This window comes from Thermomonas sp. (genome assembly GCF_019104945.1).
Classification (GTDB): domain Bacteria; phylum Pseudomonadota; class Gammaproteobacteria; order Xanthomonadales; family Xanthomonadaceae; genus Thermomonas.
In genome coordinates this window covers 1-25,683 of the sequence record NZ_JAHRWW010000003.1, presented here as the reverse complement: position 1 = coordinate 25,683, position 25,683 = coordinate 1, and the positions used below count along the sequence as shown (strand labels likewise).

Annotated in this window: 26 protein-coding genes and 1 tRNA gene; 14 read left to right on the top strand and 13 right to left on the bottom strand. The window is 59.9% G+C overall.

Features of this window, described 5'->3' with window-relative positions:
- The first annotated feature begins 7 nt into the window (after positions 1 to 7).
- Entirely contained in the window at positions 8 to 1,048 is a 1,041-nt protein-coding gene (gene epmB / locus KUL77_RS00875; RefSeq protein WP_297142384.1) for an EF-P beta-lysylation protein EpmB, read from the top strand.
- A 42-nt stretch (positions 1,049 to 1,090) separates the two neighbouring features.
- Positions 1,091 to 3,193, top strand: coding sequence for a bifunctional diguanylate cyclase/phosphodiesterase (locus KUL77_RS00870; protein ID WP_297142323.1), 2,103 nt, complete (start codon positions 1,091 to 1,093; stop codon positions 3,191 to 3,193).
- A gap of 3 nt (positions 3,194 to 3,196) precedes the next feature.
- On the opposite strand, the gene KUL77_RS00865 is transcribed toward KUL77_RS00870, so the two are convergent.
- Complete coding sequence (locus tag KUL77_RS00865; protein ID WP_297142319.1) at positions 3,197 to 3,832, bottom strand: mechanosensitive ion channel family protein; 636 nt, start codon at positions 3,830 to 3,832, stop codon at positions 3,197 to 3,199.
- 81 nt (positions 3,833 to 3,913) lie between these two features.
- Here KUL77_RS00865 and KUL77_RS00860 point away from each other — a divergent pair, with 81 nt between their 5' ends.
- Positions 3,914 to 4,099 (top strand): oxidoreductase-like domain-containing protein, encoded by a 186-nt coding sequence (locus KUL77_RS00860; RefSeq protein ID WP_297142316.1) that lies wholly within the window; start codon positions 3,914 to 3,916, stop codon positions 4,097 to 4,099.
- Positions 4,100 to 4,104: 5 nt separating this feature from the next.
- Here KUL77_RS00860 and KUL77_RS00855 read toward each other — a convergent pair whose 3' ends face one another.
- The 4 genes from KUL77_RS00855 to clpS all read right to left on the bottom strand — a co-directional run bounded on the left by KUL77_RS00855 (position 4,105) and on the right by clpS (position 8,015).
- Positions 4,105 to 4,545 (bottom strand): acyl-CoA thioesterase, encoded by a 441-nt coding sequence (locus KUL77_RS00855; RefSeq protein WP_297142312.1) that lies wholly within the window; start codon positions 4,543 to 4,545, stop codon positions 4,105 to 4,107.
- 50 nt (positions 4,546 to 4,595) lie between these two features.
- Positions 4,596 to 5,297, bottom strand: a complete 702-nt coding sequence (locus tag KUL77_RS00850) for a 4'-phosphopantetheinyl transferase superfamily protein (RefSeq protein ID WP_297142309.1) — start codon at positions 5,295 to 5,297, stop codon at positions 4,596 to 4,598.
- Positions 5,298 to 5,300: 3 nt separating this feature from the next.
- Positions 5,301 to 7,577: an ATP-dependent Clp protease ATP-binding subunit ClpA gene (gene clpA / locus KUL77_RS00845; protein ID WP_297142307.1), complete on the bottom strand. Its 2,277-nt coding sequence runs from the start codon at positions 7,575 to 7,577 to the stop codon at positions 5,301 to 5,303.
- A gap of 117 nt (positions 7,578 to 7,694) precedes the next feature.
- A complete protein-coding gene (gene clpS, locus KUL77_RS00840) occupies positions 7,695 to 8,015 on the bottom strand; it encodes an ATP-dependent Clp protease adapter ClpS (RefSeq protein ID WP_297142381.1) in 321 nt (106 codons plus the stop codon).
- 72 nt (positions 8,016 to 8,087) lie between these two features.
- Here clpS and KUL77_RS00835 point away from each other — a divergent pair, with 72 nt between their 5' ends.
- From KUL77_RS00835 to hflD, 3 genes are read left to right on the top strand one after another with little or no spacing between them, the layout of a single operon-like run.
- On the top strand, positions 8,088 to 8,582 hold the full coding sequence (locus tag KUL77_RS00835; RefSeq protein ID WP_297142305.1) for an NUDIX hydrolase: 495 nt from the start codon (positions 8,088 to 8,090) through the stop codon (positions 8,580 to 8,582).
- Complete coding sequence (gene mnmA / locus KUL77_RS00830) at positions 8,579 to 9,685, top strand: tRNA 2-thiouridine(34) synthase MnmA (protein ID WP_297142304.1); 1,107 nt, start codon at positions 8,579 to 8,581, stop codon at positions 9,683 to 9,685. The genes KUL77_RS00835 and mnmA overlap by 4 nt, the downstream gene beginning before the upstream one ends.
- Before the next feature lie 12 nt (positions 9,686 to 9,697).
- On the top strand, positions 9,698 to 10,309 hold the full coding sequence (gene hflD / locus KUL77_RS00825) for a high frequency lysogenization protein HflD (protein WP_297142302.1): 612 nt from the start codon (positions 9,698 to 9,700) through the stop codon (positions 10,307 to 10,309).
- 9 nt (positions 10,310 to 10,318) lie between these two features.
- Here the strand turns inward: hflD and KUL77_RS00820 are convergent, their stop codons facing one another.
- Positions 10,319 to 13,267, bottom strand: a complete 2,949-nt coding sequence (locus tag KUL77_RS00820) for an autotransporter serine protease (RefSeq protein WP_297142300.1) — start codon at positions 13,265 to 13,267, stop codon at positions 10,319 to 10,321.
- Between the two features lie 194 nt (positions 13,268 to 13,461).
- On the opposite strand from KUL77_RS00820, the gene KUL77_RS00815 reads away from it, so the two are divergent.
- Both KUL77_RS00815 and KUL77_RS00810 read left to right on the top strand, forming a co-directional pair.
- Positions 13,462 to 14,637, top strand: coding sequence for an acetyl-CoA C-acyltransferase (locus KUL77_RS00815; RefSeq protein ID WP_297142297.1), 1,176 nt, complete (start codon positions 13,462 to 13,464; stop codon positions 14,635 to 14,637).
- A 124-nt stretch (positions 14,638 to 14,761) separates the two neighbouring features.
- The gene (locus KUL77_RS00810; protein ID WP_297142294.1) at positions 14,762 to 15,061 is read left to right on the top strand and encodes a hypothetical protein; all 300 of its coding nucleotides are present in this window, start codon (positions 14,762 to 14,764) and stop codon (positions 15,059 to 15,061) included.
- An 80-nt stretch (positions 15,062 to 15,141) separates the two neighbouring features.
- On the opposite strand, the gene htpX is transcribed toward KUL77_RS00810, so the two are convergent.
- Complete coding sequence (gene htpX / locus KUL77_RS00805; protein WP_297142291.1) at positions 15,142 to 16,002, bottom strand: protease HtpX; 861 nt, start codon at positions 16,000 to 16,002, stop codon at positions 15,142 to 15,144.
- A 90-nt stretch (positions 16,003 to 16,092) separates the two neighbouring features.
- Between htpX and gluQRS the strand changes: the two genes are divergently transcribed.
- From gluQRS to KUL77_RS00785, 4 genes are all read left to right on the top strand, one after another.
- Positions 16,093 to 16,992: a tRNA glutamyl-Q(34) synthetase GluQRS gene (gene gluQRS / locus KUL77_RS00800; protein WP_297142288.1), complete on the top strand. Its 900-nt coding sequence runs from the start codon at positions 16,093 to 16,095 to the stop codon at positions 16,990 to 16,992.
- A gap of 55 nt (positions 16,993 to 17,047) precedes the next feature.
- Positions 17,048 to 17,788 carry an acetoacetyl-CoA reductase gene (phbB, locus tag KUL77_RS00795; protein WP_297142285.1) on the top strand — a complete coding sequence of 247 codons (741 nt, stop codon included), beginning with the start codon at positions 17,048 to 17,050 and terminating at the stop codon, positions 17,786 to 17,788.
- Between the two features lie 46 nt (positions 17,789 to 17,834).
- Positions 17,835 to 18,290, top strand: coding sequence for a hypothetical protein (locus tag KUL77_RS00790; RefSeq protein ID WP_297142282.1), 456 nt, complete (start codon positions 17,835 to 17,837; stop codon positions 18,288 to 18,290).
- A 78-nt stretch (positions 18,291 to 18,368) separates the two neighbouring features.
- Complete coding sequence (locus KUL77_RS00785; protein WP_297142280.1) at positions 18,369 to 18,863, top strand: DUF456 domain-containing protein; 495 nt, start codon at positions 18,369 to 18,371, stop codon at positions 18,861 to 18,863.
- Positions 18,864 to 18,875: 12 nt separating this feature from the next.
- Here the strand turns inward: KUL77_RS00785 and KUL77_RS00780 are convergent, their stop codons facing one another.
- Together KUL77_RS00780 and KUL77_RS00775 are read right to left on the bottom strand one after the other, a co-directional pair.
- Complete coding sequence (locus KUL77_RS00780; RefSeq protein ID WP_297142278.1) at positions 18,876 to 19,742, bottom strand: M48 family metallopeptidase; 867 nt, start codon at positions 19,740 to 19,742, stop codon at positions 18,876 to 18,878.
- Positions 19,743 to 19,790: 48 nt separating this feature from the next.
- Positions 19,791 to 21,656 (bottom strand): formylglycine-generating enzyme family protein, encoded by a 1,866-nt coding sequence (locus KUL77_RS00775; RefSeq protein WP_297142274.1) that lies wholly within the window; start codon positions 21,654 to 21,656, stop codon positions 19,791 to 19,793.
- 77 nt (positions 21,657 to 21,733) lie between these two features.
- On the opposite strand from KUL77_RS00775, the gene rnd reads away from it, so the two are divergent.
- On the top strand, positions 21,734 to 22,819 hold the full coding sequence (rnd, locus tag KUL77_RS00770; RefSeq protein ID WP_297142271.1) for a ribonuclease D: 1,086 nt from the start codon (positions 21,734 to 21,736) through the stop codon (positions 22,817 to 22,819).
- A 63-nt stretch (positions 22,820 to 22,882) separates the two neighbouring features.
- Positions 22,883 to 22,958 (top strand) — tRNA-Phe (locus tag KUL77_RS00765).
- A 99-nt stretch (positions 22,959 to 23,057) separates the two neighbouring features.
- Here KUL77_RS00765 and KUL77_RS00760 read toward each other — a convergent pair.
- The 4 genes from KUL77_RS00760 to KUL77_RS00745 form a co-directional block, all read right to left on the bottom strand.
- Complete coding sequence (locus KUL77_RS00760) at positions 23,058 to 23,924, bottom strand: nucleotidyl transferase AbiEii/AbiGii toxin family protein (RefSeq protein ID WP_297142270.1); 867 nt, start codon at positions 23,922 to 23,924, stop codon at positions 23,058 to 23,060.
- Entirely contained in the window at positions 23,921 to 24,526 is a 606-nt protein-coding gene (locus KUL77_RS00755; RefSeq protein ID WP_297142269.1) for a type IV toxin-antitoxin system AbiEi family antitoxin domain-containing protein, read from the bottom strand. Before KUL77_RS00755 ends, KUL77_RS00760 begins: the two co-directional genes overlap by 4 nt.
- 112 nt (positions 24,527 to 24,638) lie before the next feature.
- A complete protein-coding gene (locus KUL77_RS00750; protein WP_297142266.1) occupies positions 24,639 to 25,214 on the bottom strand; it encodes a hypothetical protein in 576 nt (191 codons plus the stop codon).
- The gene (locus KUL77_RS00745) at positions 25,198 to 25,560 is read right to left on the bottom strand and encodes a helix-turn-helix domain-containing protein (protein ID WP_297142264.1); all 363 of its coding nucleotides are present in this window, start codon (positions 25,558 to 25,560) and stop codon (positions 25,198 to 25,200) included. The genes KUL77_RS00750 and KUL77_RS00745 overlap by 17 nt, the downstream gene beginning before the upstream one ends.
- Positions 25,561 to 25,683: the final 123 nt, after the last annotated feature.

Genomic DNA, 25,683 nt, shown 5'->3' with positions numbered 1-25,683 from the left:
GCCGCCTATGATACCCGCAGCCCCCCCTTTCTTGCAGCACCCCACCCCAAGCCGCTGGCAGGCCGCATGGCGGCAAGCCGTGCGTGACCCGCGAGAGCTTTTGAATTTACTGGATTTACCGGACTTGGCCGCGCATATTTCCGACGCCGCCGCGCAGCAGTTTCCGCTGCGGGTGCCGCGTGGTTTCGTGGCACGGATGCGTAAAGGCGACCCCAGCGACCCCTTGCTGCGGCAAGTGCTGCCGGTGCTGGAGGAAGACCGCATCGTGCCCGGTTTCGAGCTGGACGCCGTGGGTGATCACGCCGCGCGCAGCGGCCACGGGGTGATTCAAAAATACAACGGCCGCGCCTTGTTGATCGCCACCGGAAGCTGCGCGGTGAACTGCCGCTACTGCTTCCGTCGCTACTATCCGTATGCTGAAGACACCGCCGCTGCCGCAGGTTGGCGCGAAGCGGTGGAGGTAATTCGCCACGACGCCAGCATCCACGAGGTCATTTTATCGGGCGGCGACCCGCTCTCGCTGGCCGACCACAAGCTGGCCGAACTCACCGACGCGCTGCGCGATATCCCCCATCTGCGCCGCCTGCGCATCCATTCGCGCCTCCCCATCGTACTGCCCGAGCGCGTGGACGAAGGCCTGCTGGCGTGGCTGCGCGGCCTGCCTTGGCCCACTGTACTGGTGGTGCACGCCAACCACGCCAACGAGTTTGACCCCAGCGTGGATGCCGCCATCGCCGCCCTACGTGCGATCAACGTCACCGTTTTGAATCAAGCTGTTTTGCTGCGCGGCGTGAACGATTCGGTGGACGCCCTCGCCAACCTGTGCGAACGCGGCCTTCAAGCGGGCGTGCTGCCCTATTACCTGCACCAGCTCGACCGCGTGGCCGGAACGGCGCATTTTGAAGTCGAGGACGCGCGCGCGCTGGCCCTGCATACCGCGCTCTCGGCTAGGCTTTCCGGCTATCTGGTGCCCCGGTTGGTGCGCGAAATTCCCGGCCAGCCCGGCAAGACCCCCCTTGCGCAAACCATTGCCAGACGCGCTGAATGATGTAGCCTGTCTGTAATAACGCCAACGACTTTCCCCCGACGCATGGCCCAGAAAAAAGACACTGCCCTCCGCCTGATGCTGGTTGCCGACTTGGTCAACGAGGCCGAAGCCGTGGTCAGCCGCTTGCGCAACGCGGGCATTGCGGTGCGCCCGCTGCGCCCCGAATCCATGGACGACCTTGCCGACATGCTCGCCGGGCAGCCGGTGGACATGCTGCTGGCCGACTATGCCGCCGTGGTCCTACCGTTTGAACAAGTGGCCAAAGCGGTGATGGGCTGCGGTAAAGACGTACCGCTGCTGGCCATGCTCGACGGCATTACCGACGACATCTTGGAAAACGTGCAAGCACTGGGTGCACAGGCCGTGGCCCTGCGCGACCGCCCGCAGCAATTTTTGAAGAACGTGCAAACCGAGTGGAACGACTTGGAAGCACGCCGCTCACAGCGCCGCTTGGAAGCGCAGATGCGCGAAACCCAGCGCCGCTGCGACATGTTGATCGACTCCTCACGCGAGCCCATCGCCTATATCCACGAAGGCATGCATATCCGCGCTAATCAGGCGTATTTGGAGATGTTTGGCTACGAATCGTTCGACGATATTGAAGGCATGTCACTGCTCGACCTTGTCGCCCCCGGCGATGTGGATGCGTTCAAAACCTTGCTGAAGAGTCTTTCCAAAGGGGAAGAAGCCCCTCCGCGCTATGAACTCACGGCGCGCGACAGTGAAGGCAATAGTTTCCCCGCCGTCATGGAGTTCAGCCCCGCCGAATATCAGGGCGAACACTGCCAGCAGGTGATCTTCCGCCATCAAGCCGTCGAGGTGGACCCTGAACTCGCGCGCGAACTGGAAGAACTACGCAAGCGCGATCAGGCTACCGGCCTACTCAACCGCCCCACCTTCTTGCACACATTAGAAGAGGCCGTGGTGGATGCCGCACAGAGCCGCCAACAATACGGCCTGCTGCTATTAGAGCCAGATAACTACCAGCGCTATTTGAATGAGATTGGCCTTGATAGCGCCGATGACCTGCTCGCCGCCATCGCCCACGGCCTGCAAAGCACCATCGACACCCAACAGCTTGCGGAAAACAGCGTGCACGTCGCGCGCTTTGGTGAGCACAGCTTTGCCGTATTGATTCGCGGTGACCACACCGTCACCACAACACTTGCCGAACGCATCCGCATCGCCGCATCTGAACAAGTGTTTGAAGTTGGCGGAAAGTCCGGCACCATCACCGCCAGCATTGGCGGCGTTCAGATTGGCGAGAAAAACGCCAGCGTTACCCAAGCCATGGCGAAGGCCAGCCAGTGTTTGCAATCGTCTTTGGGCGTGGGCGGCAACCACATCGAAATTTTTGATCCCAGCGCGGTGGACCGCGCCGAAGAAGAGCGTATTCAAGCCTGGGTGGAACGCCTGCGCGATGCCCTGATCAACGATCGTTTCTTGCTGCACTACCAGCCCATTATTCACCTAATGGGCGAACCGCGCCCCATCTACGAAGGCTATCTGCGGCTGGATTTCGGCACCGGCGAAACGGTGTCCCCCAGCAGCTTCATGCACATTGCCGAAGAGCACGGCCTCTTGGGTGAGATCGACCGCTGGGTCATTCGTCACGCGATTGACGCGATTGCCGAACGCAAGCAGGCCGGAAAAGACGTTACTGTGCTGCTGAAGATCACCCAGTCCTCACTGCAAGACGACACCCTGCCCGGCTTTATTGGCGAACGCCTCGCCGAACACGGTCTCAGTGGAAGCGCACTACTACTGCAAGTTCCGGAATCCAAAGTATTTATCAACCTGCGTGCGGTGCAAGATTTTGCCACCGCGATCGGCCAGTATGGCTGCCAAATGGTGTTGGAGCAGTTCGGCGCGGGCCTCGATTCATTCCAGCTGCTTACCCACTTCCAGCCGAGCTTCATCAAGATCGATCGCAGCTTCACCGAAGACTTGGCCAAGAACAGCAGCAACCAGCAGCGCATCCGCGAGCTGGCACAAAAGGCCCACGACATGGGCATTCAAAGTATTGCTGAATTTGTGCAAGACGCTGCCAGCATGACCATACTGTTTGCCAGCGGTATTAGCTACGCAGAAGGCGACTTCCTCGCTGTAGCTGCGCCCACGATGAATTACGACTTCGATCTATAACTCTTACGGCGCGGTTCTCGCGCCGTTTTCCTCTGCGTTTGGTGTAGCCTTATTTGTGCCGCCCACATTTGCTACCAGCGCATGGGCTGATGTTTCGCTGGTCCAGCGCCGTACCGCGCGCTGGAAGAAGTGGCTATTCGGCACGCGCAATACGCTGCTGCTACCGTCCAAATGGGTTTCCTGCAGGGTGACGTAGATCAGATTGATATCCACCACCTGCCCACGCAGGCCGCGTTTTTCGCCGTCGTCCAAAAGTTCGATGTAATCGTGCAGGCGGAACGGGCGCGTAGTCAAAATGAGGAACGAGCAGAAGATATTGGTCAGCACGCTCCACGCGGCAAAAAATGCCACGGCCGCCACCGTTGCAAAGCCGGTAAACGCGCCCCACAGCACGCCCGCCGATACGCCCAGCTGCTGCAGCACCGCCAGCAGCGTGGCCAGCGAGATCAAGAACGTGGACACCCGCCGCGAGGCCATCACCACCATCGGTGGCAGGTCGTAGCGCATCGTGAGCCGGGCGATCAAACGCAGCACCAGCCAGCGCAGCGTCCAGCCCACTAACAGCACCAAAAGAATATGTAGCGCTGGCACCAACACGTCTAACCAAGGGCGCAGCCAAGTAGGAAGATAAGCCGTCATCACTCAATAATACCTTGCGGCTGGCAAGCCGTAGCGTGCGCGTGTACGCCGCGTACAGGCGGCGTCCACTATCATGTGCGCATGTCTGACGTACTTCCGCTTCCACAGCTTGACCCACGCCCGCAGCCTCCCGAGCGTCCACTACCTTCTGACTGCTGCGATAGCGGATGCCCCAGCTGCGTGCACGATGCGTACGCCGAAGAAATGGACTACTACCGCAAGATGCTGGCCGCGTGGAAAGCCAGACACCCTGACGCGACAGAGTAAGCCGCTTACGCAACGGCAGGCGTGAGTGGCGGCACCTGTACCGGACGGCCGCGACCATCGAGCGCAATCATGGTAAAGCGTCCGCGCGTGCACAGCTCGCGCTCACCCTGCAGCAGGTCTTCGGCAATGAGCTCAACTTCCACCTGCATGGAACTACGCCCTACCTCCACAATCCGCGCCACCACTTCCACCAGCTGGCCTTGGCGAATGGGTAGGCGAAAATCTACCTGTTCCGAACGTGCAGTCACCACGGTTTTACGCGCATAGCGCGAGGCGGCAATAAACGCGGCTTTATCCATCCACGCCAGCGCTTGCCCGCCGAATAAGGTACCCAAGTGGTTGGCATGATCGGGGAATACGATCTCTTGTAGGCGCGCCTCGGTGGGCGGAATAGTCTCTGCCGTGGCGTCAACGCCGGGCGCGTGTGCATCCAATGCTGGCAACATGTGTCTTCTCCAAAAATCGCGCTACACCTTAAAGGGAATTATCGGCGCGATCAATCCAGCACTGATGCCGCCTGCGCATAACGCCAGTAATGTGGCGTCTGCAGCTGCGGCGTCTCCACGAGTTCAAGCTGCGCGCTTGCCGCGAGCGCCAACGCCAGCGCGCCATCCTGCCAAACCCAACTTCGCGCCTCGCTTTCGGCAGGCATACAGACCAAGGCCGAAACCTTCCGCGCCGCCTGCGGCAGCAGCCCTTCTCCGCTGCGCTTGCCGCGTGCTTCTTTCAATGTCCACAGGGTATGAAACACCGTGCGCTGCTGTGCTGGCTCGGCGCAGCAAACTCGCTGGCTTTCCTCTTCCGAAAACGTAAACGCCGCCAGCGCCTCCCAGTTGCGCTCACGCTGCGGTAGTTCGATATCCACCCCCACGGCAGCATCACTTAGCGCCAGCGCCAGCCAGCCGCCGCTATGGCTAAGCGATAGCGACAGCGGCAGCGTATCGCCACCTCTTAACAACAACGGACGTCCATCGGGATGCGCCGCCAGCGTGAGGGTGGCAGACGCCTCGCCCAGCCAGCGCGCGGCCAACTGCCGGGCCAGCCAGTGCCCGGCGATAAAGCTCTCCCGACGAGGTGCGGCCTGCATGGCTGCAAGCCGCTGCTGCTCAAGCGCCGTAAGCCAGCCCAAGCCCTCGGATTGTGCACGCGCTGCGGTGTCGGCCACCTTAGCCAGCTGCAGCCACGCCTTTGCAGCCACGGTTTAGTCCACCAAAGCGGGCAGCAGCTTCTCCGGCTCGGCCTGCACGTCCAAGGTCAGCTCGCCATCCGCCGCATCCACTGTGACCCGGCCGCCGTCCACCAGCTTGCCAAACAGTAGCTCGTCGGCCAGTGGGCGCTTGATCTTGTCCAAAATCAGCCGTGCCATCGGGCGTGCGCCCATCAGTGGATCAAAGCCGTTATGCCCCAGCCATTCGCGCGCCGCAGGCGTGGTGCTGAGCGCCACATGTTTTTCATGCAGCTGAAGCTCAAGCTCAATCAAGAACTTATCCACCACGCGCAGGATATGTTCAAAGCCCAAGGCTTGGAACTGCACGATGGCATCTAAGCGGTTGCGGAACTCGGGGGTAAAACCGCGCCGAATGGCTTCCATCGCATCCGGGCTATGGTCTTGCTTGGTGAAGCCAATGCTGCGCCGCGCTGCTTGAGTTGCGCCGATATTGGTGGTCATCACCACAATGACATTACGGAAGTTAGCCTCGCGCCCATTGGTATCGGTAAGCGTGCCGCGATCCATCACCTGCAGCAGGATATTGAAAATATCCGGATGGGCTTTTTCAATTTCATCCAGCAGCAACACGCAGTGCGGGGTTTTGACGATTTTCTCGGTCAGCAGGCCACCCTGATCGAAACCCACATAGCCCGGAGGAGCGCCAATCAAACGCGACACCGAATGCGGCTCCATGTATTCGCTCATATCGAAGCGAATCAGCTCAATGCCCAGTTGCATCGCCAGCTGCCGGGTGACTTCCGTCTTGCCCACACCGGTGGGACCTGCAAACAGGAAGCTGCCGATGGGTTTATCGGGGTTGCCAAGGCCCGAGCGCGCCAGTTTGATTGCGCTGGCAAGGGTGTCAATTGCCGGGTCTTGGCCGAAGATCACCATGCGCAAATTGCGGTCGAGGTGGCGTAGCACATCTTTATCCGACGCCGAGACTTGCTTGGCTGGAATGCGCGCCATCTTCGCCACTATGGTTTCAATCTCTTCCACGTCAATCAGATGCTTGCGCGTTTCCGTCGGTTGCAAACGCTGACGCGCACCAGCCTCGTCGATCACGTCAATCGCTTTGTCTGGCAATAAACGGTCACCAATATGCTTCACCGACAAATCCACAGCGGCCTGGATCGCGTCATCGGCATAGCTCACCTCGTGGTGGGCTTCATACTTCGGCCGCAAGCCCTTCAAAATTTCCACGGCCTCGCCTACGGTGGGCTCAACCACGTCGATCTTTTGAAAGCGCCGCGCCAGTGCGCGGTCTTTTTCAAACACACCGCGATATTCTTGGAAGGTGGTGGAACCAATGCAGCGCAGCTCGCCGTTGGCCAGCACTGGCTTGATGAGGTTCGACGCATCCATCGTGCCGCCACTGGCCGAACCCGCACCAATAATGGTGTGAATTTCGTCGATAAATAGAATTGCGTTGGGCTGTTTCTTCAATGACGCCAGCACGCCTTTCAAGCGCTTTTCAAAATCACCGCGATACTTGGTGCCTGCTACCAGCGCGCCTAAGTCGAGTGCGTAGATCACCGCTTCACTGAGCACGTCTGGCACTTCGCCATCCACAATGCGCTTGGCCAAACCTTCGGCCAGCGCGGTTTTGCCCACGCCAGATTCGCCCACATACAGCGGGTTGTTCTTGCGACGGCGGCAGAGCACCTGCACGGTGCGCTCAATTTCTTCTGCGCGCCCCACCAGCGGGTCGATCTTACCCGCGAGTGCAGTTTCGTTGAGGTTACTGGCAAACTCGGTGAGCGGGTCGCCTTTTGGCTCACCTTCGCCCTCGCTACGCGCCTCATTCTCCGGCGCAGGCTGCCCGGGTGCATCGTCGGTCTTGGCGATGCCATGGGAGATGTAATTGACCACATCGAGGCGATGCACGTCTTGCTGATTGAGGAAATACACCGCGTGCGAGTCTTTTTCGCCAAAAATGGCGACCAGCACATTTGCCCCGGTAACTTCCTTCTTTCCCGACGACTGCACGTGATACACCGCACGCTGCAGCACGCGCTGGAAGCCTAGCGTGGGCTGGGTATCGCGGCCGTCATCTTCTGGCAGACGGCCTACCGACACTTCAATGGCGTTTTCTAATTCCAACCGCAGCCGCGCCATATCCGCACCCACGGCGTGCAGCACGGCTTCAGCGGATGGATTGTCGAGCAGCGCCAGCAATAGGTGCTCAACCGTCATGTACTCATAGCGCGCCTCACGGGTGCGCTTGTAGCACTGGCCAATGGTTTGCTCGAGATCCTTGCTAAACATGGGGGGTAGCCCTCCGTTACTTCTTGCTTCCTATGTAAGGTGCAATCGGCCTTAGAGCAAGAGTCTTGAGCATACGCTAACGAAACAGTGCTTTCCTGCACTGTTTTACCACTTGGTTCAGGCGGGCTCCATGGTGCATAGCAGCGGGTGTTGGTTCAGCCGCGCATATTCGTTGACCATGGCCACCTTGGTTTCAGCAATTTCGCGGGTAAATACCCCGCACACGCCTTTGCCGCGGGTATGTACGTGCAGCATCACCTGCGTGGCCTGTTCCAGCCCCATCGAAAAATACTGAACCAGTACGTCCACTACGAAGTCCATCGGGGTGTAATCGTCGTTCAGCAGCAGCACGGTATAAAGCGGCGGACGCGCCAGCGCCGGTTTCGCCGGTGCCACCGCCACGCCGTGTTCATGCTGATGCTGCGGATTTTCAGGAATTTGAGCCATCCGCCCATTATACGAATCCTGCCCTGCATAGACGCTTACGGCTTCAGCAGAGACAATGCCCCTATGCGAATTGAACAGCCCAAACTCTCCGAGAGCGCCGTTTGGCAGCCCGATGTCACCGTTGCCACCATCGTGATGCGTGATGGCCGCTTGCTTTGCGTGGAAGAACAGGCCCAAGGCCAAACGGTGATCAACCAACCCGCCGGGCATTTAGAGCCCAATGAAAGCCTGCAAGAAGCCGCGCTGCGCGAAACGCGCGAAGAAACCGGCTGGGAGGTGCGCCTCACCCACGTTGTCGGGGCTTACCAATGGCAAGCGCCGGTGGCACCCGATGGCAGCGGGGGGCGCCACTATTTGCGCTTCACGTTCGCCGCCGAACCCATAGCGCCCATTCCTGGCGCCACGCTGGATGAAGGCATCGTGCAGGCGCTCTGGCTTACCCCAGAGGAGCTGCAGGCAGAAGCTGCGCGCCACCGCAGCCCGCTGGTATGGAAGGTGGTCTCCGACTACCTAGACGGCTGTCGCTACCCGCTCTCATTTGCGCAGCAGCTGCGATGAGCGCTGGCAAGATCATCGTTGGCGTCTCTGGCGGCGTGGACTCGTCGGTGGCCGCGCTGTGTCTGAAAGACGCAGGCTTTGAGGTAACCGGCCTGTTTATGCAGAACTGGAACGACGACGGCAGTGGTGACTGCCGCGCCGAAGATGACCGCCGCGACGCGGTGTCTGTCTGCGGCGCGCTAGGCATCCCGATTCGCTTCCGCGACTTCTCCCGCGAGTATTGGGACGGTGTTTTCCAGCATTTTCTTGCCGAATATGCGGCCGGTCGCACCCCCAACCCCGACGTGTTGTGCAACCGCGAGATCAAATTCAAACACTTTCTCGATGCAGCGCGGGAACTGGGCGCGGAGGCGATCGCTACCGGCCACTATGCACGCGTCTGGCAACGCAACGGCAAATTTTGCCTGCTGCGTGCGGTAGATCGCAGCAAAGATCAAAGCTATTTTTTGCACCAGCTCGGCCAAGCACAGCTTGCCTTTACGCGTTTTCCTTTAGGAGAAATGCACAAAGACGAGGTGCGTAAAATCGCGGCGATGCACAGCCTTCGCACTGCTGACAAAAAAGATTCCACCGGCATTTGTTTTATTGGCGAACGTGACTTCCGCGAATTTCTTTCGCACTACCTTCCCAGCCAACCCGGCGATATGCGCACCCCCGATGGTGCGCGCATTGGCGAGCACCCGGGTGTGTTTTATTACACCTTAGGCCAGCGCGAAGGGCTGAATATCGGCGGCGTGCGTGGTCGCCCACAGGCGCCTTGGTTTGTTGTCGGCAAAGACGTGCAGCGCAATATTTTGTATGTGGATCAAGGCCACGATAGCCCGTGGCTGCAGTCCACCACGCTGCAAAGTGAAGCTGCGCACTGGATCGCGGGCGCGCCGCCTGCACAGCACTTTACTTGCACCGCGCAAACCCGCTATCGCCAGCCCGACGAAGCATGTGAAGTCACGGTAAATAGCGACGGCACGCTGTCAGTTCGCTTCGAGCGTGCGCAGCGTGCGGTCACGCCCGGTCAATCACTGGTGCTTTACGATGGCGACAACTGTTTAGGCGGCGCCGTCATTCACAGTACGAACGCCCCTTTCCCTACGTTATTTGCATGAGCTAGTGACTGCATGAGCAACTCCATCGACGACCGCGTCCTCGCCCTCGCCGGATTACTGCAAGCCTTGGCGCAAGTGCGCCGCATTGCAGAAACCGGGCAACCCGACAGCGCGCAGGTGCAATACTCCCTCGACACCGTGTTCCGCATTGACGCCGCCTCAGCGGAAGCCGTGTACGGTGACGCCAGTACCCTACGTCCGGGGCTGCGCCAGCTGCGTGACTATTTATCCAAAGGTAATAAAGACGAAGCGCTGGGGCGGCTTACGCTGGCCGTCTTGCAACTTGAACGCCGCTTTGTGCGCAATGACGCCATGACCAACACCGTGCAGACGCGACTAAAGCAGCTCTCAAGCACAGCGCAAACACAGGGCAGCACCGCCCCTGAAGTGGTCACCGATCTTGCCAAGCTCTACACCGATACAGTGAGCCAGCTGCGCCCACGGGTGATGGTGCAAGGCAACCCACATTATTTGGGCCAGGCGAGCGTGGTCGCGGAGATTCGCTCGCTACTGATGGCCGCCGTGCGTTCTGCCGTGCTGTGGCGGCAGATGGGCGGAAGTCTGTGGGATTTTGTGTTCCAACGCCGCGCAATGGCTGCGGCGGTGGACGCACGTATCGGCTAAGCGCAACACCTAGAACCGATACATTCCCCAAAGCATCGCCCCTTCATCGCGCCCCCACAAACCGGCGCGATGTGACAGATCAAACCGTAGCATCAGGTTCGGGCTCCAGCGCGCGCTTAGCCCCAACCCATAGAGCTGGCTGCGTGAAGGCAGGGCCATGCCCTGCAACGGCGCCCATTGCTCAATGCCGGTAAAACTCGCATTGAACAATGCCCCACTTGTTGCAAGGTTACGCTGCCATTCCGCACGCGCATCGGCGCGCAGCTCAACACCACCCAGCCGCCAACCGCGCTCGGCACGAACACCCGCCAAACCCTGCCAGTAGCGGCTCGTCCAAGCATTCGCGCGCAGCCCAAACCCAGATTCACCCGACTCAATAAAGCTGTCATTGTCGATGCGCAAATACTGCGTCCCAAGATACGGAGTAAGCCCCATCTGGCCGAAGGAAAAGCGACGCCCAACTTCCGCAAACGCGCTTTGATAACGCCCACTAAGCTGCGTCGCGGCCGTTTCCGTCAATGCGCCAAGCAGTAATTCACGCTGCATCTGCCGCTGGAAGCTACCCAGTGCAAATTGCGTTTGCAGCTGCCAACCTGCGCGTTGTGTGGCGGTGTAGAACTGAACTTCACGTTGATGCCCACGGCTTTGATCGCCGCGCATATGTTGCCAACCCAGCTGCTCCACGCGATTCATCGCAAGCCCGGCAACCGCGTGATCACCCACCCGCCAATCGCTACCAATGAGGGTGCCGCGGCTATCCATTCCCATCGCCGCACCACCCAACTGCGCCAGCTGGCCGCTGCTGTTTAAGTCACGCGCCCAGCCGCCTACGCGCGCGGGCCGCTGCAATACCTCATCAAGGCGGGTATCTAGCATCTGCCGGGCGCTGTCGAGCGCTGCCACGGTTTGCGCCGCACTTGCCGCATGGAGTTCACCAGAGAGGCTACGCAGTGAAGCCTCGGCCTGCGCTGCGCTGGCAACTTGCTGAAACGCTCCGGCAGCATCAATAAAGGCCGAACCAATGCCAGTAAAGCCACCGCTGAGCTGGCCATCAATCGCTTGCATGGCCTGCTCCACTCGTGTTGCAGCCGCAAGGCTCATCCCGGTGATGCCCATGCCCGCGGTCGCCTTACTCACATCAATACGGTTGATGTTGAGGAAGACGTTATTCGGGTCATAGCCCAGCGAAGCATCCAAAAAGACATTTGGTGCCGCTTTGACCGTACTGAAGGTTCCCGTGACTCCACCATTGGCGTTGAGCAGCGTCTCTTTGGCCGTTGTGGTGTAGCCCGACTTCACCCCCAAAATCGACACTGTGCCATTGAGCGCTGCACTGCCATCCACATGCAGCGCACTTCCCAGCCACACACCGAGATTTCCGGCGCTGGTTTGCGAGTAATTGCCGGAAATACGCGCTGGCGTCGTTGCACCATTCAAGAACCGCCCGCTATTGCTCACATTGCCACCAAAAACACCGCTCCCCCACACAGTGCCTGCGCCTGCAATCGTCAGGTTGGATGCAGACAAGCCTTTATGTAGTGCCAGCCCGCCTGAATTGACTTGGGTTGCGCCAGTAAACTTGCCTGCTTCAGTCAGCGTCAGCGTTCCAGAGCCGTTTTTGATCAACCCGCCACTGCCGGTAATTTCATTACGCCAAACCGAATTCCCAGAGAACGACACGCTAAAGTCGCCCCAAGCAAATTGGCTTGGCCCCATCGCCGCCTTGGTGACATCCAGCAAGCCCCAGCCAAACACGGCGTCCACGCCCGGCGCACCCAAATCTTTAGCCCCCCCCAGCAAAGCCTGCCGCACTTGGTCATTGGTGAAATACGGGAATGCCGACCACACTACCGCCGCCGCCCCCGACACCAGCGGCGCGGCATACGATGTGCCGCCGCCCTGATAGAGCTTGTAAGAGGCATCGCTTACTTTCGCCTGCGGGTCGATAAACACATCGTTGCCAGGCGCCACAAGGCAATAGTTCATTGCGCTACCGCATTTTTGCGAATAGCTGGTGAGTTGGGTCGGGTTATCGTTATCCAGTGCGCCTACCGTCAGCCAACCTTTTTCCAACTGCGCATCGTTGGCCAAGGTAGGCAAGCGCGCGTTATCGGAAGGCTCATTGGCAAAGCGCGCATCGTCACCGCTGTTGCCGTTGGCAAACACCACGATACCGCCGCGATTTAACACAAAGTCTTTCCATGCAGCGGCAAGCTCGGTGGTCAACGCCGGGTCGTTCCAGTACAACCCACCCCATGAGTTATTGATGATTTTGGCGCCTGCATCGGCCAGCTCTTTATTGATGCCTTTGAAGAAATCGCCATAGCCGTCACCAGCATGAATTTCATTTCCTGCACCGGAGCCATCATCGGTGGGACGCTTATCGCCAATGATGCGCGAGGACACGATATTGGCGCTTTGCGCCACGCCGCCGCCCCAGTTTCCGGTTTGCCCGCCACTATAGGTACCCACGGTGGGGCGACCTGCAGCGAGCGAGGCCACCGTGGTGCCGTGCCCCACCACATCGTCCACGCTGGTGTTGTTGGTGTTGGGGTCAATGTGAATGAAGCTCGCCGTGACCCGCCCATTCAGTGCCGGGTGGCTACGGTTTACCCCCGAATCCACAAAGCCAATAGTGACGCCGCTGCCGGTCAAACCCGCACCCAGTGCACCGTTGGCATTGATAAGGCTGAGATGCTTATTGATCGAAAGATCTGTGAAGGTGCGCGGTGCACCTAAGCTTGGCACGCTGGGCGGGTTGACGACCAGCGAGGCGTCATTGGCTACATTGGGAGTGAACCCCAGCCCCCCCGGCGGTGTCGGCGGTGTTTGCGGCGTGGGCCGCACATTGGCCCCACCGCCCCCACCACCACAGGCAGCAAGCGTCAGCGCTATGGCTGCGGGCAATACCGCTAACGTAATTCGACGAAACCCCGTGGCGCAATGATGTGTGTGCATGTGGAATCCCCATTCCCTGTGATCAGCGCAGCGATCGGCGCCTTCGATACCCCATGTTGTAAGCCGAACGCCGTCAACACGCAACGGGGCATGGCGCATACCGAGATGAATGCGGCAATGCAGCATCCGCATACGTTTCGAGCGATAATCGGGGTTTCGCCGGTTTTCGGCCCCACCTAGTTTCGGAGCTTTCCATGAGCGACGTCGTTATCGTCGGTGCCAAGCGCACTGCCATCGGTTCTTTCCTCGGCCAATTCACCGGCACCCCCACGCCCGCACTGGGCAGCGCAGCGATCCAAGGTGCGCTTGCGCACGCCGGCCTTGCTGCCGACAAGGTGGACGAGGTCATCATGGGCTGCGTGCTGCCTGCCGGCCTTGGCCAAGCACCCGCCCGCCAAGCCTCGCGCGCCGCGGGCATCCCCGATGCAGCGGGCTGCACCACCATCAATAAAGTTTGCGGCTCGGGCATGAAGGCGGTGATGCTGGCCCACGACATCATCAAAGCAGGTTCCGCACAGACTGTGATCGCAGGCGGCATGGAGTCGATGACCAATGCCCCGCATCTGCTCAACGGCTCGCGCACAGGCGTGCGCTATGGCAGCGCCGAATTTTTGGACCATATGGCCTATGACGGCCTCACCAACCCCTATGACGGCAAGGCCATGGGCGTGTTTGGTGACGCCGCCTGCGCCAAGTATGGCTACGACCGCGCCACCGTTGATGCGTTTGCTGCTGAAAGCGCCCGCCGCGCACAAGAAGCGCAAGCCTCGGGTGCGTTTGCTGCCGAAATCACCCCGGTGACGGTGAAAACCCGCAAGGGCGAGGTGGTGGTGGATCAGGACGAGGAGCCGGGCAAGATTGACGCGGCCAAGATCCCCACACTGCGCCCCGCCTTTGGTAAGGAAGGCGTGCTCACCGCGGCCTCCTCGTCGAAGATCTCCGACGGTGCCGCCGCGCTGGTGGTGATGTCCTCCGACGCCGCTGCGGCCGCAGGTGTGGCCCCACTGGCCAAGATCGTGGCCCACGCCACCCATTCACAAGCCCCCGAATGGTTCACCACAGCCCCGGTTGCCGCCGTGCAAAACGTGCTGACCAAGGCCGGCTGGAAGGTCGAGGACGTGGATCTTTTTGAGATCAATGAAGCCTTCGCCTGCGTCGCCATGGCACCGATGTCGGACCTTGGAATTGCGCAAAATAAGCTAAATGTGAATGGGGGAGCCCTTGCACTGGGTCACCCGATTGGCTGCAGCGGCGCCCGCCTTTTGGTCACTTTAATACATGCCCTAAAAGCCCGCGGAGCTAAGCGTGGCGTGGCTTCGCTGTGCATTGGGGGGGGCGAGGCAACCGCCGTTGCAATCGAACTTGCATAAGGGCATTCCAACGGCAAATCAAAAAAAAACCGGCCAAACTCTTGACACCGGAAACGGAGTTGCCATCATGTTGTGGCACGCAATGTTTGCGTTGCCCCGAATTTCAACGACGAGGAACCGTATCATGTCCATCAACAAGATCCTGCTCGCAATGGCGCTGGGCCTGGCTCTGACCGCTTGCAGCAAGACCGAAGCTCCGGCCGACGCTTCTGCTGAAGCCGCTGCTCCGGCCGCTGAAGAAGCCCCGGCTGCTGACGCCGCTGCCGACGCTTCGGCTCCGGCTGCTGACGCCGCTGCTCCGGCTGAAGCCCCGGCTGACGCCGCTGCTGCTCCGGCCGACGCCGCTGCTGCTCCGGCCGCTGACGCTGCCGCTGCTCCGGCCGCCGACGCTGCTGCTCCGGCTGCTGAAGAAGCCAAGAAGTAATCGACGCGGCGATTCTTCGCCGCTAGGTACTTCAAAACAAGAAAGCCGCTGGTTCGCCAGCGGCTTTTTTGTTGCCTCACTTACACCGCCTGCTGCCGCAGCGCCGCAATGCGATCTTCCAGCTGAGGGTGGCTACTCAACAAGCCGCGCATACCGCCACTAATACCAAATGCGGCCACCTGCTTGGGCAGGCTGCTCTCACCGTGCATCTGCGCTAAACGCTCTAGGGCTGCGATCATCTTTTGACGGCCGGCAAGCTTTGCACCACCTTCGTCTGCACGGAACTCACGGTAACGCGAGAACCACATCGCGATGATCGAGGCGAATACGCCAAAAATCATTTCCAGCACAAACACGATGATGAAATAGCCGAAGCCCGGCCCATCGTTTTCACGATTGCCGCTGATCGCCCCATCCACCACGCGCCCAACCACGCGCGCCAACACGATAACGAAGGTATTGAGCACGCCCTGTAGCAGCGCCATGGTCACCATATCGCCATTGGCGACGTGACTTACTTCGTGGCCCAGCACGGCTTCTGCTTCATCGCGACTCATCGCCCGCAGCAGGCCCGTGGACACGGCCACCAGCGCATTATTGCGGTTCGCACCCGTGGCGAAGGCATTGATTTCCGGCGCTTCGTAGATGGCCACTTCGGGCATCCCAATGCCCGCCGCTTCCGCCTGACGGCGCACCGTCGTAACCAGCCACTGCTCGGCTTCGTTACGCGGCGTTTCAATGACCTGCGCGCCGGTGGTGCGTTTGGCGATCCATTTCGACATCAAGAGCGAGATAATCGAGCCGCCAAAGCCAAACAGCGCTGCCATAATCAGCAAGCCGCCAAATTGTTGTGAATTGACCCCCAACACCGACATGACGATGCTAACCAGCGCCAAGACGGCCATATTGGTGGCAAGAAAAAGGAACATGCGTTTGAACATGGAAAATTTCGATCCTTCCGCACAGGAGATGCGGTCTTATCCGGTAGTGTGGGGCATCTTCTCCGATTTCAATCGGCGTTCCTGAACAAAATGTTCAAACTTCCCTACCGCGGCCGCTTCGCGCCATCGCCTACCGGGCCACTGCACGCCGGCTCGCTGCTGGCAGCCTTTGGTAGTTGGCTATTGGCCCGCCAAGCAGGGGGTCAGTGGCTTGTGCGTATTGAAGACGTTGACCCACCGCGTGAAGTACCGGGTGCGGCGCAACAGCAGCTGCAAACACTTGCGGCATTTGGCCTGCATGCCGATGGTGAGGTCGTGCTGCAAAGTCAGCGTAGCGCGCACTATCAGCAGGCACTCGATACCCTGCTCGCCTCAGGCCAAGCCTTTGAATGCCACTGCAGCCGCAGCGCTCTGGCGGCCACCCAAGGCATCCACCGCCGCTGCGTCAACACGCACACGCGCCCTGACCCTGCCATTCGCCTACGCGTCCCAGAGGGCTGCGTGATGCATTTTAATGATGCTGTGTTTGGCCGCTACCAGCAGCGCGTGGATAGCGCCGTAGGCGACTTTGTGCTGCGCCGTAGCGATGGCCTATGGGCTTACCAATTGGCGGTGGTGGTGGACGATGCACTGCAAGGCATCAGCCATGTGGTACGCGGCGCCGACCTGCTTGACTCCACGCCGCGCCAGATTCTGCTGCAGCAGGCGCTCGCGCTCCCCACGCCCAGCTATACGCACTTACCCCTCTTACTCGACGCTTCTGGCAAGAAACTTTCCAAATCTAGCGCGGCGCTACCGGTGGACAGCGCGCAGCCACAGGCGGTATTACGCAGGTTATGGGGCTATCTTGGGCAACCCCCATTGCCTTCCACCAACACGCTTGAAGCCTTTCTCAATCTCGCCGCGCTACGCTTTCAAGCAGACAAAATACCCACCCAAGTGCGGCCAGTTTGCGCAGCGCACAACACAATCATCACAACTCGTGCATAGAATCCATACATCACTCTGTGACATCGTCTTTTTTCATCATTGCAAGGGGTAGCACATGACATCACGCGTAGCACTTGTCACCGGCGGCACTGGCGGTATCGGCACGGCCATCGTCAAACGTCTTGCCGATATGGGGCATAAGGTGGCCAGCAATTATCGCAACGAAGAAAAGGCCAAGGCCTGGCAAGCCAAAATGAAGGCCGATGGCTACGACATCTTCATTGCCAAGGGGGATGTCACCTCACCACAAGAGGCCGAGGCCATGGTGCACACCGTAGAAGCTGCGCTTGGCCCAATTGAAATTTTGGTGAACAACGCTGGTATTACCCGCGACGGCACCTTTCACAAAATGAAATATGAGCAGTGGCAGGATGTGATCAATACCAACCTCAACTCCTGTTTCAATGTGACGCGCCAAGTGATCGAGGGGATGCGCGAACGCAAATGGGGGCGCATTATTCAAATCAGTTCGATCAATGGTTTGAAGGGCCAGTACGGCCAGGCTAACTATGCCGCGGCGAAAGCGGGCATGCACGGCTTCACCATTTCACTGGCGCGTGAGAATGCGCGTAACGGCATTACCGTCAACACGATCTCGCCGGGCTATATCGCCACCGACATGGTGATGGCGGTGCCGGAAGAAGTGCGCGCCAAGATCGTGGCCGACATCCCCACCGGGCGTTTGGGCACACCGGAAGAGATCGCCTACGGCGTTGGCTTCCTTGCCGATGAGCAGGCCAGCTGGATCACCGGCTCCAATTTAGACATCAATGGTGGGCATCATATGGGTTGGTAAGGTACGCTTTACCTGCTCCCCAACTTTCATCACTTTCGGAGATTCAATGTCCACACCCGACCCAACCCCGAAACAAGACGCCAAACCGCGTTCCAATGGCGGCCGTTATCTGTTTATGTTGATCCTTGGCCTTGTGATTGGCGTGGTGGCCACCGTCATGCTGCTGAATGCACTGAATGCACGCAAAGACAAGTTCCCCGATGCGCTGATGGAAGTACAAGGCTGGCATATGGGGCAGCTCAAATCTGCAATGGAGCAAAACCGCTGCGCGGCCACCGATGCACTGCCACACCTGCAGGCGCTGCGGATGACCTCAAACGATCTTGAAGCCGCCTTCCCGGGGCTGAAGGACGATGAGCGTTTCCGCAACGCGGCCTCCGCCATGCGTGGTGCGGTGGATAAAGCCATCGCCGCACCGCCACTGAGCTGCGAAAGCCTTGCTGGCACGATGAAATCCATCGGCGACACATGCAAGGGCTGTCACCGCGACTTCAAAGGCTAAGCCTTACACCATCGCTGCAAACACTCCACCCGGGCCGCTGCTACAGCGCCCGGGTTTTCTTTAACCGCTCACGTCGCCATGACCCTGACCATACTTTTGTATCTACTGGCCGCGCTGCTCGTCCTCGTTGGCTTTGCTGGCATTATCCTGCCCGCGCTGCCGGGCACGCCGCTGATCTTTGCCGGGCTGTTGGTTGCCGCGTGGGCCGATGGTTTTGCCCATATCGGCACCACCACGGTAATCGCACTTGCGGTGCTCACGCTGCTGTCTATCTTGGTCGATTTTTGGGCCACCGCGCACGGCGCTAAGCGCGTAGGCGCCAGCCGCCCTGCCATGCTCGGCGCGGTGATTGGCACAGTGGTAGGCCTGTTCTTCGCCCTTCCCGGCCTACTCTTTGGCCCGTTCTTTGGCGCACTTGCGGGCGAACTGCTGCACCGGCGCAGCCTAAACGCGCTGGGCCACGCAACCAAGGTGGGCATTGGAACGTGGCTAGGCTTGCTGTTTGGCACCGTTCTCAAACTTGCCCTCGCCTTCACCATGCTGGGCTGGTTTGCCCTTGCATGGTGGTTTTAGCATTCGCCCGCGCTAATGCATCCCCGCGCTCGCGGTTTCGCAGAATTTTTGCCGATACTCCAGCGCCTTAGGCATCAATGCTTGTAAACGTTGGATACGGGTGTCGGCACTGGGGTGGGTTGAAGCAAATTCAGGCGTCGATTTTCCACCGGCACTTTGGTTCATGCGCTGCCACAGCGGCACCGCTTCACGCGGATCAAAACAGGCCGCCGCAGCCAACATCAGCCCCAATTCGTCGGCCTGCGACTCTTGCCCGCGCGCGTAGGGCAATGCACTGCCGTAGCCGTAGGCCGACATCACTGTTTGCAGCGTGCTTTGATCCATACCGCTGGCCGCCCCCGCCATTTGCCCAAGCTGCTCCAGCTTGCCACGGGTCATGCGCTGCGCACCGTGGCGCAGCAGCGCGTGCGAAATTTCATGCCCCATCACCACGGCCACCGCATCGGCGTTTTGCGCCACCGGCAACAGGCCGGTGTACACCGCCATTTTTCCACCCGGCAAACAAAATGCATTGACCTGATCCGACTGCAGCACGGTCACCGCCCAGTCAAAACTTTTCTCAACATGGTTCGCCTGCATGCCGTGCTCGGCCGCCAGCGCATCGGAGACTTCCGGAACTTTAGCAATGAGCCGCTGCGCGATGGCTTCTACCTGTTTGGAAACCTTGGCATCGGCGGGCAACGGGCGTTCTTGTTGCAGAATTTGTTGGTACGACTGCAGCCCTAATGCCTTTTCTTGATCCGGCGACAGGTCTTTGTCGATCATCACGGTTTCTCCCGTGAGTGGGTCCACGCTGCGATTAGAAAACCAATACCAGCCGGCGTACAGCACAAAGGCCAGCACTACCCAAATGCGCAAGCCACCTTGTCGATTATTCATGCCCATGCTGTTCTCCACATTTCTTGATTCAGCAACACCATCGCCTTATTACAGTTGACGCACCAGCCGGAACCCGACCCTCGCGCTGGTAATGTCCACGCCCCCTGCCATGCGCCACGCCGAACGCACCTGCGCGGGCGCACTTGACCACGCGCCGCCGCGATACATGCGTGTGCGGCAACCGGGGTTGACCCACGCAGCGCCGTTAGACGGCGCGCGGCGGTAGCCCTTATGCCAGCAGTCGGTGACCCATTCGCTGACATTGCCGCCCATATCGTGCAGACCAAACGCATTGGCCATAAAGCTTCCCACCGGCGCTGGCCCCCACCAGCCGTCGCCATAGCCTGGGAACGCGTTATTCCAATGGCGTTTTTGTGGCGACACATCACGCCCACCGGCGAGGTTTTCAACATCTTCCGGTGGCCCACTATTGCCCCATGGGTACAGCCCGGTTCCGCCCGCGCGCAGCGCATATTCAAATTCGGCTTCGCTGGGTAACCGATAATGCGCACCCGTTTGTTCGGATAGCCACGCGGCATAGGCTTCTGCGTCATACGCGGTGACGTGGATCACCGGCATTGTGTCGCCAGCAGGCCTACCGTCATAGCTTGAACGCCAATCAATACCGCTGCCGCGTACAAAATTGCCACTGCGTGCATCGTACGCCAGCGAATGCCCGCGCTGGGTTGCACGCGGCACATAGCCAGTTGCTTCAATGAAACGACGGAACTGCCCCACCGTAATTTCAAAACGCCCCATCGCGAAACCACGCTCAAAGCGGATGGGATGTTGCGGCTGTTCGTCTGCGCTGGCGCCCGGTTCTCCTTCTTCCGCCCCCATCATGAAAGAACCCATCGACAGCACCCGCAGCGACGGCCCACGACTGCCGTCCGGCAACGCATCGGTAAACACTTGCCCGGGCCGGAATAATCCGTAATGGCTCACTAAGTCGATACGCTGACGCAGCTCAATACTTTTTTGATTGCCGGGCTTGGCGATACGCAGCATTTCGGCCAAACGCACGCGCGCAAAATCGAGGTCTTCATCGCCCAGCGCCATCAACCCTTCATCGCCCAAGCGCCGAATGCGGTCATCGCGCATCGTCTCGATACGCTGCGTGGCGGCCGTAATAAGTGCTGCGTTTCGCTCCGCGCGACGTGCGCGCGCAATTTCGACATAGGCACGGTCAAACTCCCCTTTTCGTGCTTCGGTAAATGCTGCAGCAATGAGCCGCGCTTCAACTTCTGCCACCCCAGCTTGTGCATGTACCTGTTCTGGCCAAACCGCCAGCGCCTTGCGAAAGTAATCCAGCGCACTGCCCGCGCCATCCAACCGCCCGGCTTGTAGTGCACGTTGCCCTTGCTGGGTTAGCTCGAACGCGCGCCCCACACGATCCACGGCGGCTTGATAATCCTTCACCTCGGGTAAGTCTGGCCACAACGTGCGCAGCACCGTGCCGTGGCGCTGCGCAAATTGCAGCGAAGCGACATCATCATCCACCGATAGCGCAATCCACGCTTGCGATAACAGCGCGGCCTGCGCCTCCGCGAGCAGCTTTGCATCTTGTGTATTGCCCGGTGCGGCGGCTTGCAGCGCCAGCAGAATAGGAATGGCCGAATGCTCGGTTTCAAATAGATCGCCATGAGCAAGCGCCTTGCGTGCCTGCGCGCGCGCGCGCGATGGGTTTTCAATTTTGACCTTCGGCAACGACCAGCTCAGCACACCAGATAGCGCATCATCACCGCTCACACGCACCCTTCCCTCGCGTGGCGACAGCGGCTTGGGCAGGGGCATAAGCTCCAGCTGATGCTGGTTTTTGTCTTGGCGCGCAGCCGCCTCCGGCTGAGGTTTACACCCCGCCAGCGCGATCACCGCAACAACAAGCCAAGCCGTTTTACCCAAAGCCCACTCCATGAACCTCCGCTCACACGAAATCGCGAATATGTGACGTTAGGGCATGCACACCGGATCGGCAACCGCATAATGTGCGGATGACACATTGGATCAACACCCCCGACGCGCTGCGCGCGCGCATCTCCCGCCTTCCTGCCAGTATTGGTTTGGATACTGAATTTATTCGCGAGCGTACCTATTGGCCACAGCTCGCGCTGGTGCAAATCGCCCTTAGCCCTGCTGAGGACGACATTTTACTGGTCGATCCGCTGGCCGCAGGCATGGCCGAAGCCCTTGTGCCGCTGTTGACCGACACCCGCGTACTAAAACTAATGCACAGCCCCAGCGAAGACTTGGTGGCCTTTCAGCATACCTGTGGCACCTTACCCGCCCCGCTATTTGACACCCAAGCCGCCGCGGCCCTGTGCGGCATGGGGGCTGGGCTGAGTTATCAAAAACTGGTGGTCTCGGTGACAGGCATTGAACTGAGTAAGGGTGAAACCCGCTCGGACTGGCTGCGCCGCCCGCTCTCCGATGCGCAACTCGCCTATGCCGCCGACGATGTGCGCCACCTCCATGCCGCCCACACCGCATTGCAGGCCAAACTGGACGCGCTGCAGCGTTCTAGCTGGTTGGAGGAAGACTGCGCGCGCCAGCTCAGCAATGCGTCAGAAAATGAGGGCGAACGCTGGCCGCATTTGGGGCTACGCAGCGCGCAGTTCCTTGATGCACCCAGTCAGCGCCGCCTGCTGCGTTTGCTGCGCTGGCGTGAAGCGCAGGCGCGCAGCAGCGACCGCCCGCGTAGCTGGATTTTGGATAACGAGCTCGCAGTGACGCTGGCCCGGCAAAATCCAGCTGATCGCTACGGTTTGAACACGCTGCTCGATGCCGCACCCAAATCTCCGCGCAGCCTACGCGACGCGCTATGGCAGGCACTGAGCACACCACTTAGCGATGAGCAGGACGCCCCACTTGTACGCGGCGAGGAGCGCGATAAAAAGCAGCTCCGCGCCCTACAAGACGCCGTTGCAGGCGTGGCCGCTACCCTTGCCATTCCCGAAGGCACGCTGGCCTCGCGCCGGCTACTAGAAGGCCTACAAGACGGCAACGGCTGGACAGGCCAGCTTGCAGGTTGGCGTCAGCAAGTGCTGCAACCCCACTTAGCCCCTCTGCTGAGCAGTTAATTTTCAAAAGCCCTTGCCGAAACCGACTTCACCCCGTATCATGCGCGACTCAACGCAATGCATGGCCTGGTAGCTCAGTTGGTAGAGCAGCGGATTGAAAATCCGCGTGTCGGTGGTTCGATTCCGCCCCGGGCCACCAATACACAACGCCCAACTGTTCTCAGCTGGGCGTTTTTTGTTTGTGGATTCCCGTATGAAGACCACCACTGCCCTTGGCGAAGGTCACGAAGTGGCAGCACTATGAAGGGGCAACGGTGTTCAACGCGGGGGCCAATGCCACGATCAAGCGGCCAACAATGGCGGGCAAGGGCTCTGGCGGAAGTTCGTTCTTCTTGAGAAATGCCAGCCACAGCGCCTGGCGCGAAGCGTCGTGCGCAAACTCGTCCGTCAGGCCGACTGGCAGCGCGTCAGGAACCGCCATGCCGCGTCTTTCGAATGTGGCCTTGATCGCTTGGGCCAGCAGATCAGTGTCCAGAGTTTCTCGTTCCAACAGCACCGACAGATCGAAGTAGTCCTTCAGGCGGCTGTTGGTCATACCCAGCAATGCGATGGCGTGGAGCTTTTCCGCGATGACGGTGTACGTTGGGTAGGCCCGCAGTCGTGGCGCGGGCATTTCCTCCAGCAGTACTGGGTAGACCGAATCAACAGGCGCTGGGGTGACGGCGTCGCCGAAGCCGACATCGATTTGGGTCTTGCAGCGTGCTCTGGCCAGATCGCCTGCAATCATCACGCGAACGCCGCCGTAGCCAGCTTCCTTGCGGATCTCCTCGACTGTGACCGAGGCTGGGTCGAACACGATACCGTCGTCGACCGGTACAGCTGCGATGTCCCGGAATACTTGGGCTACTGACTCCAGATCGCTAGCACCGAAGCCCAAGAGGTCGGCATCACGTGTGGCCCGGTGTGGCATGTCGTACCAGAGCGTGAACAGCAGCGCACCCTTGAGCAGAAAACGGTCCGCGTGCGGCGACTGGGTCAGCCGGTAGAGGATGCGCTCCAAGGCGAAGCGCACCAGTACCTGATTGAAATCCACGCCTTGCGCCTTGGCGACATTGAGCAGGCGCGCACGGACGGATGCCGCGACATTTGGGGTAGCCGCACTCATCCGACACTCTCTAGATAGGGTCGCATCACATTGGCCACGCGGCATATCTTGGCGAAACGCCAGATGTCGTCGACGGAGGCTTTGCTGCGCGCCCGGGCGTCCTTCAGCGCCTCAAGCGCCACATCCAGCCCGATCTTGTTGCGGTGCTTGAAGCAGTCCGCCACGGTCTTGGCCACGCCGTACACCCGGAGCCTGACACCGTCGCGTTCGACTTCCTCAATCCCTGCCGAGTAGGCATCACCCGTGAACTGCACCATCTTGACGGGCGGGTAGTCGACCCGGGGCGGGTGGCTGCCCCGAGGCATGGCGATCCAGATCTGACGCGGCAGCTGCGTGGTCAGCTCATGAAACTGCAGCGCCGTAAGCAGGCAGAACACCGCTTGAGGTACCTTGGTGGCGAGGGTGCCAAGGCTCTCGAACTCCGAAACCTGTGCATCCGGCAGACGGTACAGGCCACGCCCCACCTTCTCTAGTAGACCCGCAGCGGTCAGGCGCGTCAGAACGACCCGAGGCGCACTGATGGCGTCCAGATCGCTGGCGCGCAGTAGCCCCTTCTGGCTGGCCAGATCGAGGACGCGTTGATTGTGGGTACTGGAGAGCATGGGTGGAGTATGTTCCATATTTTCGTTCAATGCAATAATGTGACGAAAAATAGGAACAGGTAGCGGAAATCCTCGACCTGCAGGTGCGGCGGCCAACCTCGCCTCCTTCCATTCAGATGGCAGGTGAGTGCCCCCGCTGTTCTTTGACATCAATGCCCCTGTCGACCGGGTACCGGCATGGGCGCAGGTGATGCATCTCCCAGAGGAAGAGTTCCTCGATGCTGAAGCGGATGACGTCACCGTTTGCGATCCGGTAGAACGGAATGCCGAGCCGCAGGCGTTCCAGATTCTGGTGAATCCAGTAACCGGGCAATCCAGTGATGTCGACCACATCCTTGGCGGAGTAAAAAACCTGATCGCGGCGTGTGGCCCGCTTCTGCATCATCTGCTTGATGGCGTCTTCGCGTGCTGTGGGTGACGATTCGGACAAAGGGCGTCCGGTTGCGGATTTCCAAGTGACCCGAGCCTTGCGCTCGAAGGCCTCGACCTCCATCAGAAGGTAACGGATAGATCTGTTGAGGTGCCAGGCGGGCGGGCCGATTCCTTCCGAGCGCCACTTTTGCAGCGTCTTGGGTGAGAGATTCCACCTCGAGGACAACTGGTTTTCATCGAGGACCGGATACGTGATGACTGGCTCATCCGGGCTGGACACAACACCCTGTCTATCGACATCAACCTTTGGTTTCATCGCGCGCCTCGGTCAGCGCGGCCTCGGCCGCTTCAAGACTGCCGTACTGCGCGATCAGTGCGAAGACCTCGCTCAAGTAGTACCGCTTTGGTTCGGGGGCGGCGGGCGCGGGAGACTCGACAACGGGCTGCGCGTCGTTCAAGGATGGCAGCGGCGCTTCGTTGGGCATGCCCTGGCGGTTCACCTGCTCATAGGTGACGATCTCATCCACTGGGTAGCGGACGGCCTTTGAGAGCTTGATATACGGCGGGCCGCGTTCTTCACTGCGCCAGCGTTGTAGGGTCTTGATGCTGACGCTCCACCGATGTGCAAGCTCCGTTTCGGTGAAGGCGGGTTCGGTTTGCATGGCATTTCCTTTCGTCGTTCGTGCCGGGCATTACGGCGACAAACGAGAGGAAAGCCAAGTTGCGGCCCCGAGATTCCCCGGCAGTCGTGGCAACTGCGAGTGCCAATCTGCCTCTCTGAACTT

What these genes read in the sequence shown, in the direction of transcription:
- epmB (WP_297142384.1), top strand. Translation starts at nt 8, where the DNA reads ATGATACCCGCAGCCCCCCCTTTCTTGCAGCACCCCACCCCAAGCCGC.
- KUL77_RS00870 (WP_297142323.1), top strand. Translation starts at nt 1,091, where the DNA reads ATGGCCCAGAAAAAAGACACTGCCCTCCGCCTGATGCTGGTTGCCGAC.
- KUL77_RS00865 (WP_297142319.1), bottom strand. Translation starts at nt 3,832, where the DNA reads ATGACGGCTTATCTTCCTACTTGGCTGCGCCCTTGGTTAGACGTGTTG.
- KUL77_RS00860 (WP_297142316.1), top strand. Translation starts at nt 3,914, where the DNA reads ATGTCTGACGTACTTCCGCTTCCACAGCTTGACCCACGCCCGCAGCCT.
- KUL77_RS00855 (WP_297142312.1), bottom strand. Translation starts at nt 4,545, where the DNA reads ATGTTGCCAGCATTGGATGCACACGCGCCCGGCGTTGACGCCACGGCA.
- clpA (WP_297142307.1), bottom strand. Translation starts at nt 7,577, where the DNA reads ATGTTTAGCAAGGATCTCGAGCAAACCATTGGCCAGTGCTACAAGCGC.
- KUL77_RS00835 (WP_297142305.1), top strand. Translation starts at nt 8,088, where the DNA reads ATGCGAATTGAACAGCCCAAACTCTCCGAGAGCGCCGTTTGGCAGCCC.
- mnmA (WP_297142304.1), top strand. Translation starts at nt 8,579, where the DNA reads ATGAGCGCTGGCAAGATCATCGTTGGCGTCTCTGGCGGCGTGGACTCG.
- hflD (WP_297142302.1), top strand. Translation starts at nt 9,698, where the DNA reads ATGAGCAACTCCATCGACGACCGCGTCCTCGCCCTCGCCGGATTACTG.
- KUL77_RS00820 (WP_297142300.1), bottom strand. Translation starts at nt 13,267, where the DNA reads ATGCACACACATCATTGCGCCACGGGGTTTCGTCGAATTACGTTAGCG.
- KUL77_RS00815 (WP_297142297.1), top strand. Translation starts at nt 13,462, where the DNA reads ATGAGCGACGTCGTTATCGTCGGTGCCAAGCGCACTGCCATCGGTTCT.
- KUL77_RS00810 (WP_297142294.1), top strand. Translation starts at nt 14,762, where the DNA reads ATGTCCATCAACAAGATCCTGCTCGCAATGGCGCTGGGCCTGGCTCTG.
- htpX (WP_297142291.1), bottom strand. Translation starts at nt 16,002, where the DNA reads ATGTTCAAACGCATGTTCCTTTTTCTTGCCACCAATATGGCCGTCTTG.
- gluQRS (WP_297142288.1), top strand. Translation starts at nt 16,093, where the DNA reads ATGTTCAAACTTCCCTACCGCGGCCGCTTCGCGCCATCGCCTACCGGG.
- phbB (WP_297142285.1), top strand. Translation starts at nt 17,048, where the DNA reads ATGACATCACGCGTAGCACTTGTCACCGGCGGCACTGGCGGTATCGGC.
- KUL77_RS00790 (WP_297142282.1), top strand. Translation starts at nt 17,835, where the DNA reads ATGTCCACACCCGACCCAACCCCGAAACAAGACGCCAAACCGCGTTCC.
- KUL77_RS00785 (WP_297142280.1), top strand. Translation starts at nt 18,369, where the DNA reads ATGACCCTGACCATACTTTTGTATCTACTGGCCGCGCTGCTCGTCCTC.
- KUL77_RS00780 (WP_297142278.1), bottom strand. Translation starts at nt 19,742, where the DNA reads ATGAATAATCGACAAGGTGGCTTGCGCATTTGGGTAGTGCTGGCCTTT.
- KUL77_RS00775 (WP_297142274.1), bottom strand. Translation starts at nt 21,656, where the DNA reads ATGGAGTGGGCTTTGGGTAAAACGGCTTGGCTTGTTGTTGCGGTGATC.
- rnd (WP_297142271.1), top strand. Translation starts at nt 21,734, where the DNA reads ATGACACATTGGATCAACACCCCCGACGCGCTGCGCGCGCGCATCTCC.
- KUL77_RS00760 (WP_297142270.1), bottom strand. Translation starts at nt 23,924, where the DNA reads ATGAGTGCGGCTACCCCAAATGTCGCGGCATCCGTCCGTGCGCGCCTG.
- KUL77_RS00755 (WP_297142269.1), bottom strand. Translation starts at nt 24,526, where the DNA reads ATGCTCTCCAGTACCCACAATCAACGCGTCCTCGATCTGGCCAGCCAG.
- KUL77_RS00750 (WP_297142266.1), bottom strand. Translation starts at nt 25,214, where the DNA reads ATGAAACCAAAGGTTGATGTCGATAGACAGGGTGTTGTGTCCAGCCCG.
- KUL77_RS00745 (WP_297142264.1), bottom strand. Translation starts at nt 25,560, where the DNA reads ATGCAAACCGAACCCGCCTTCACCGAAACGGAGCTTGCACATCGGTGG.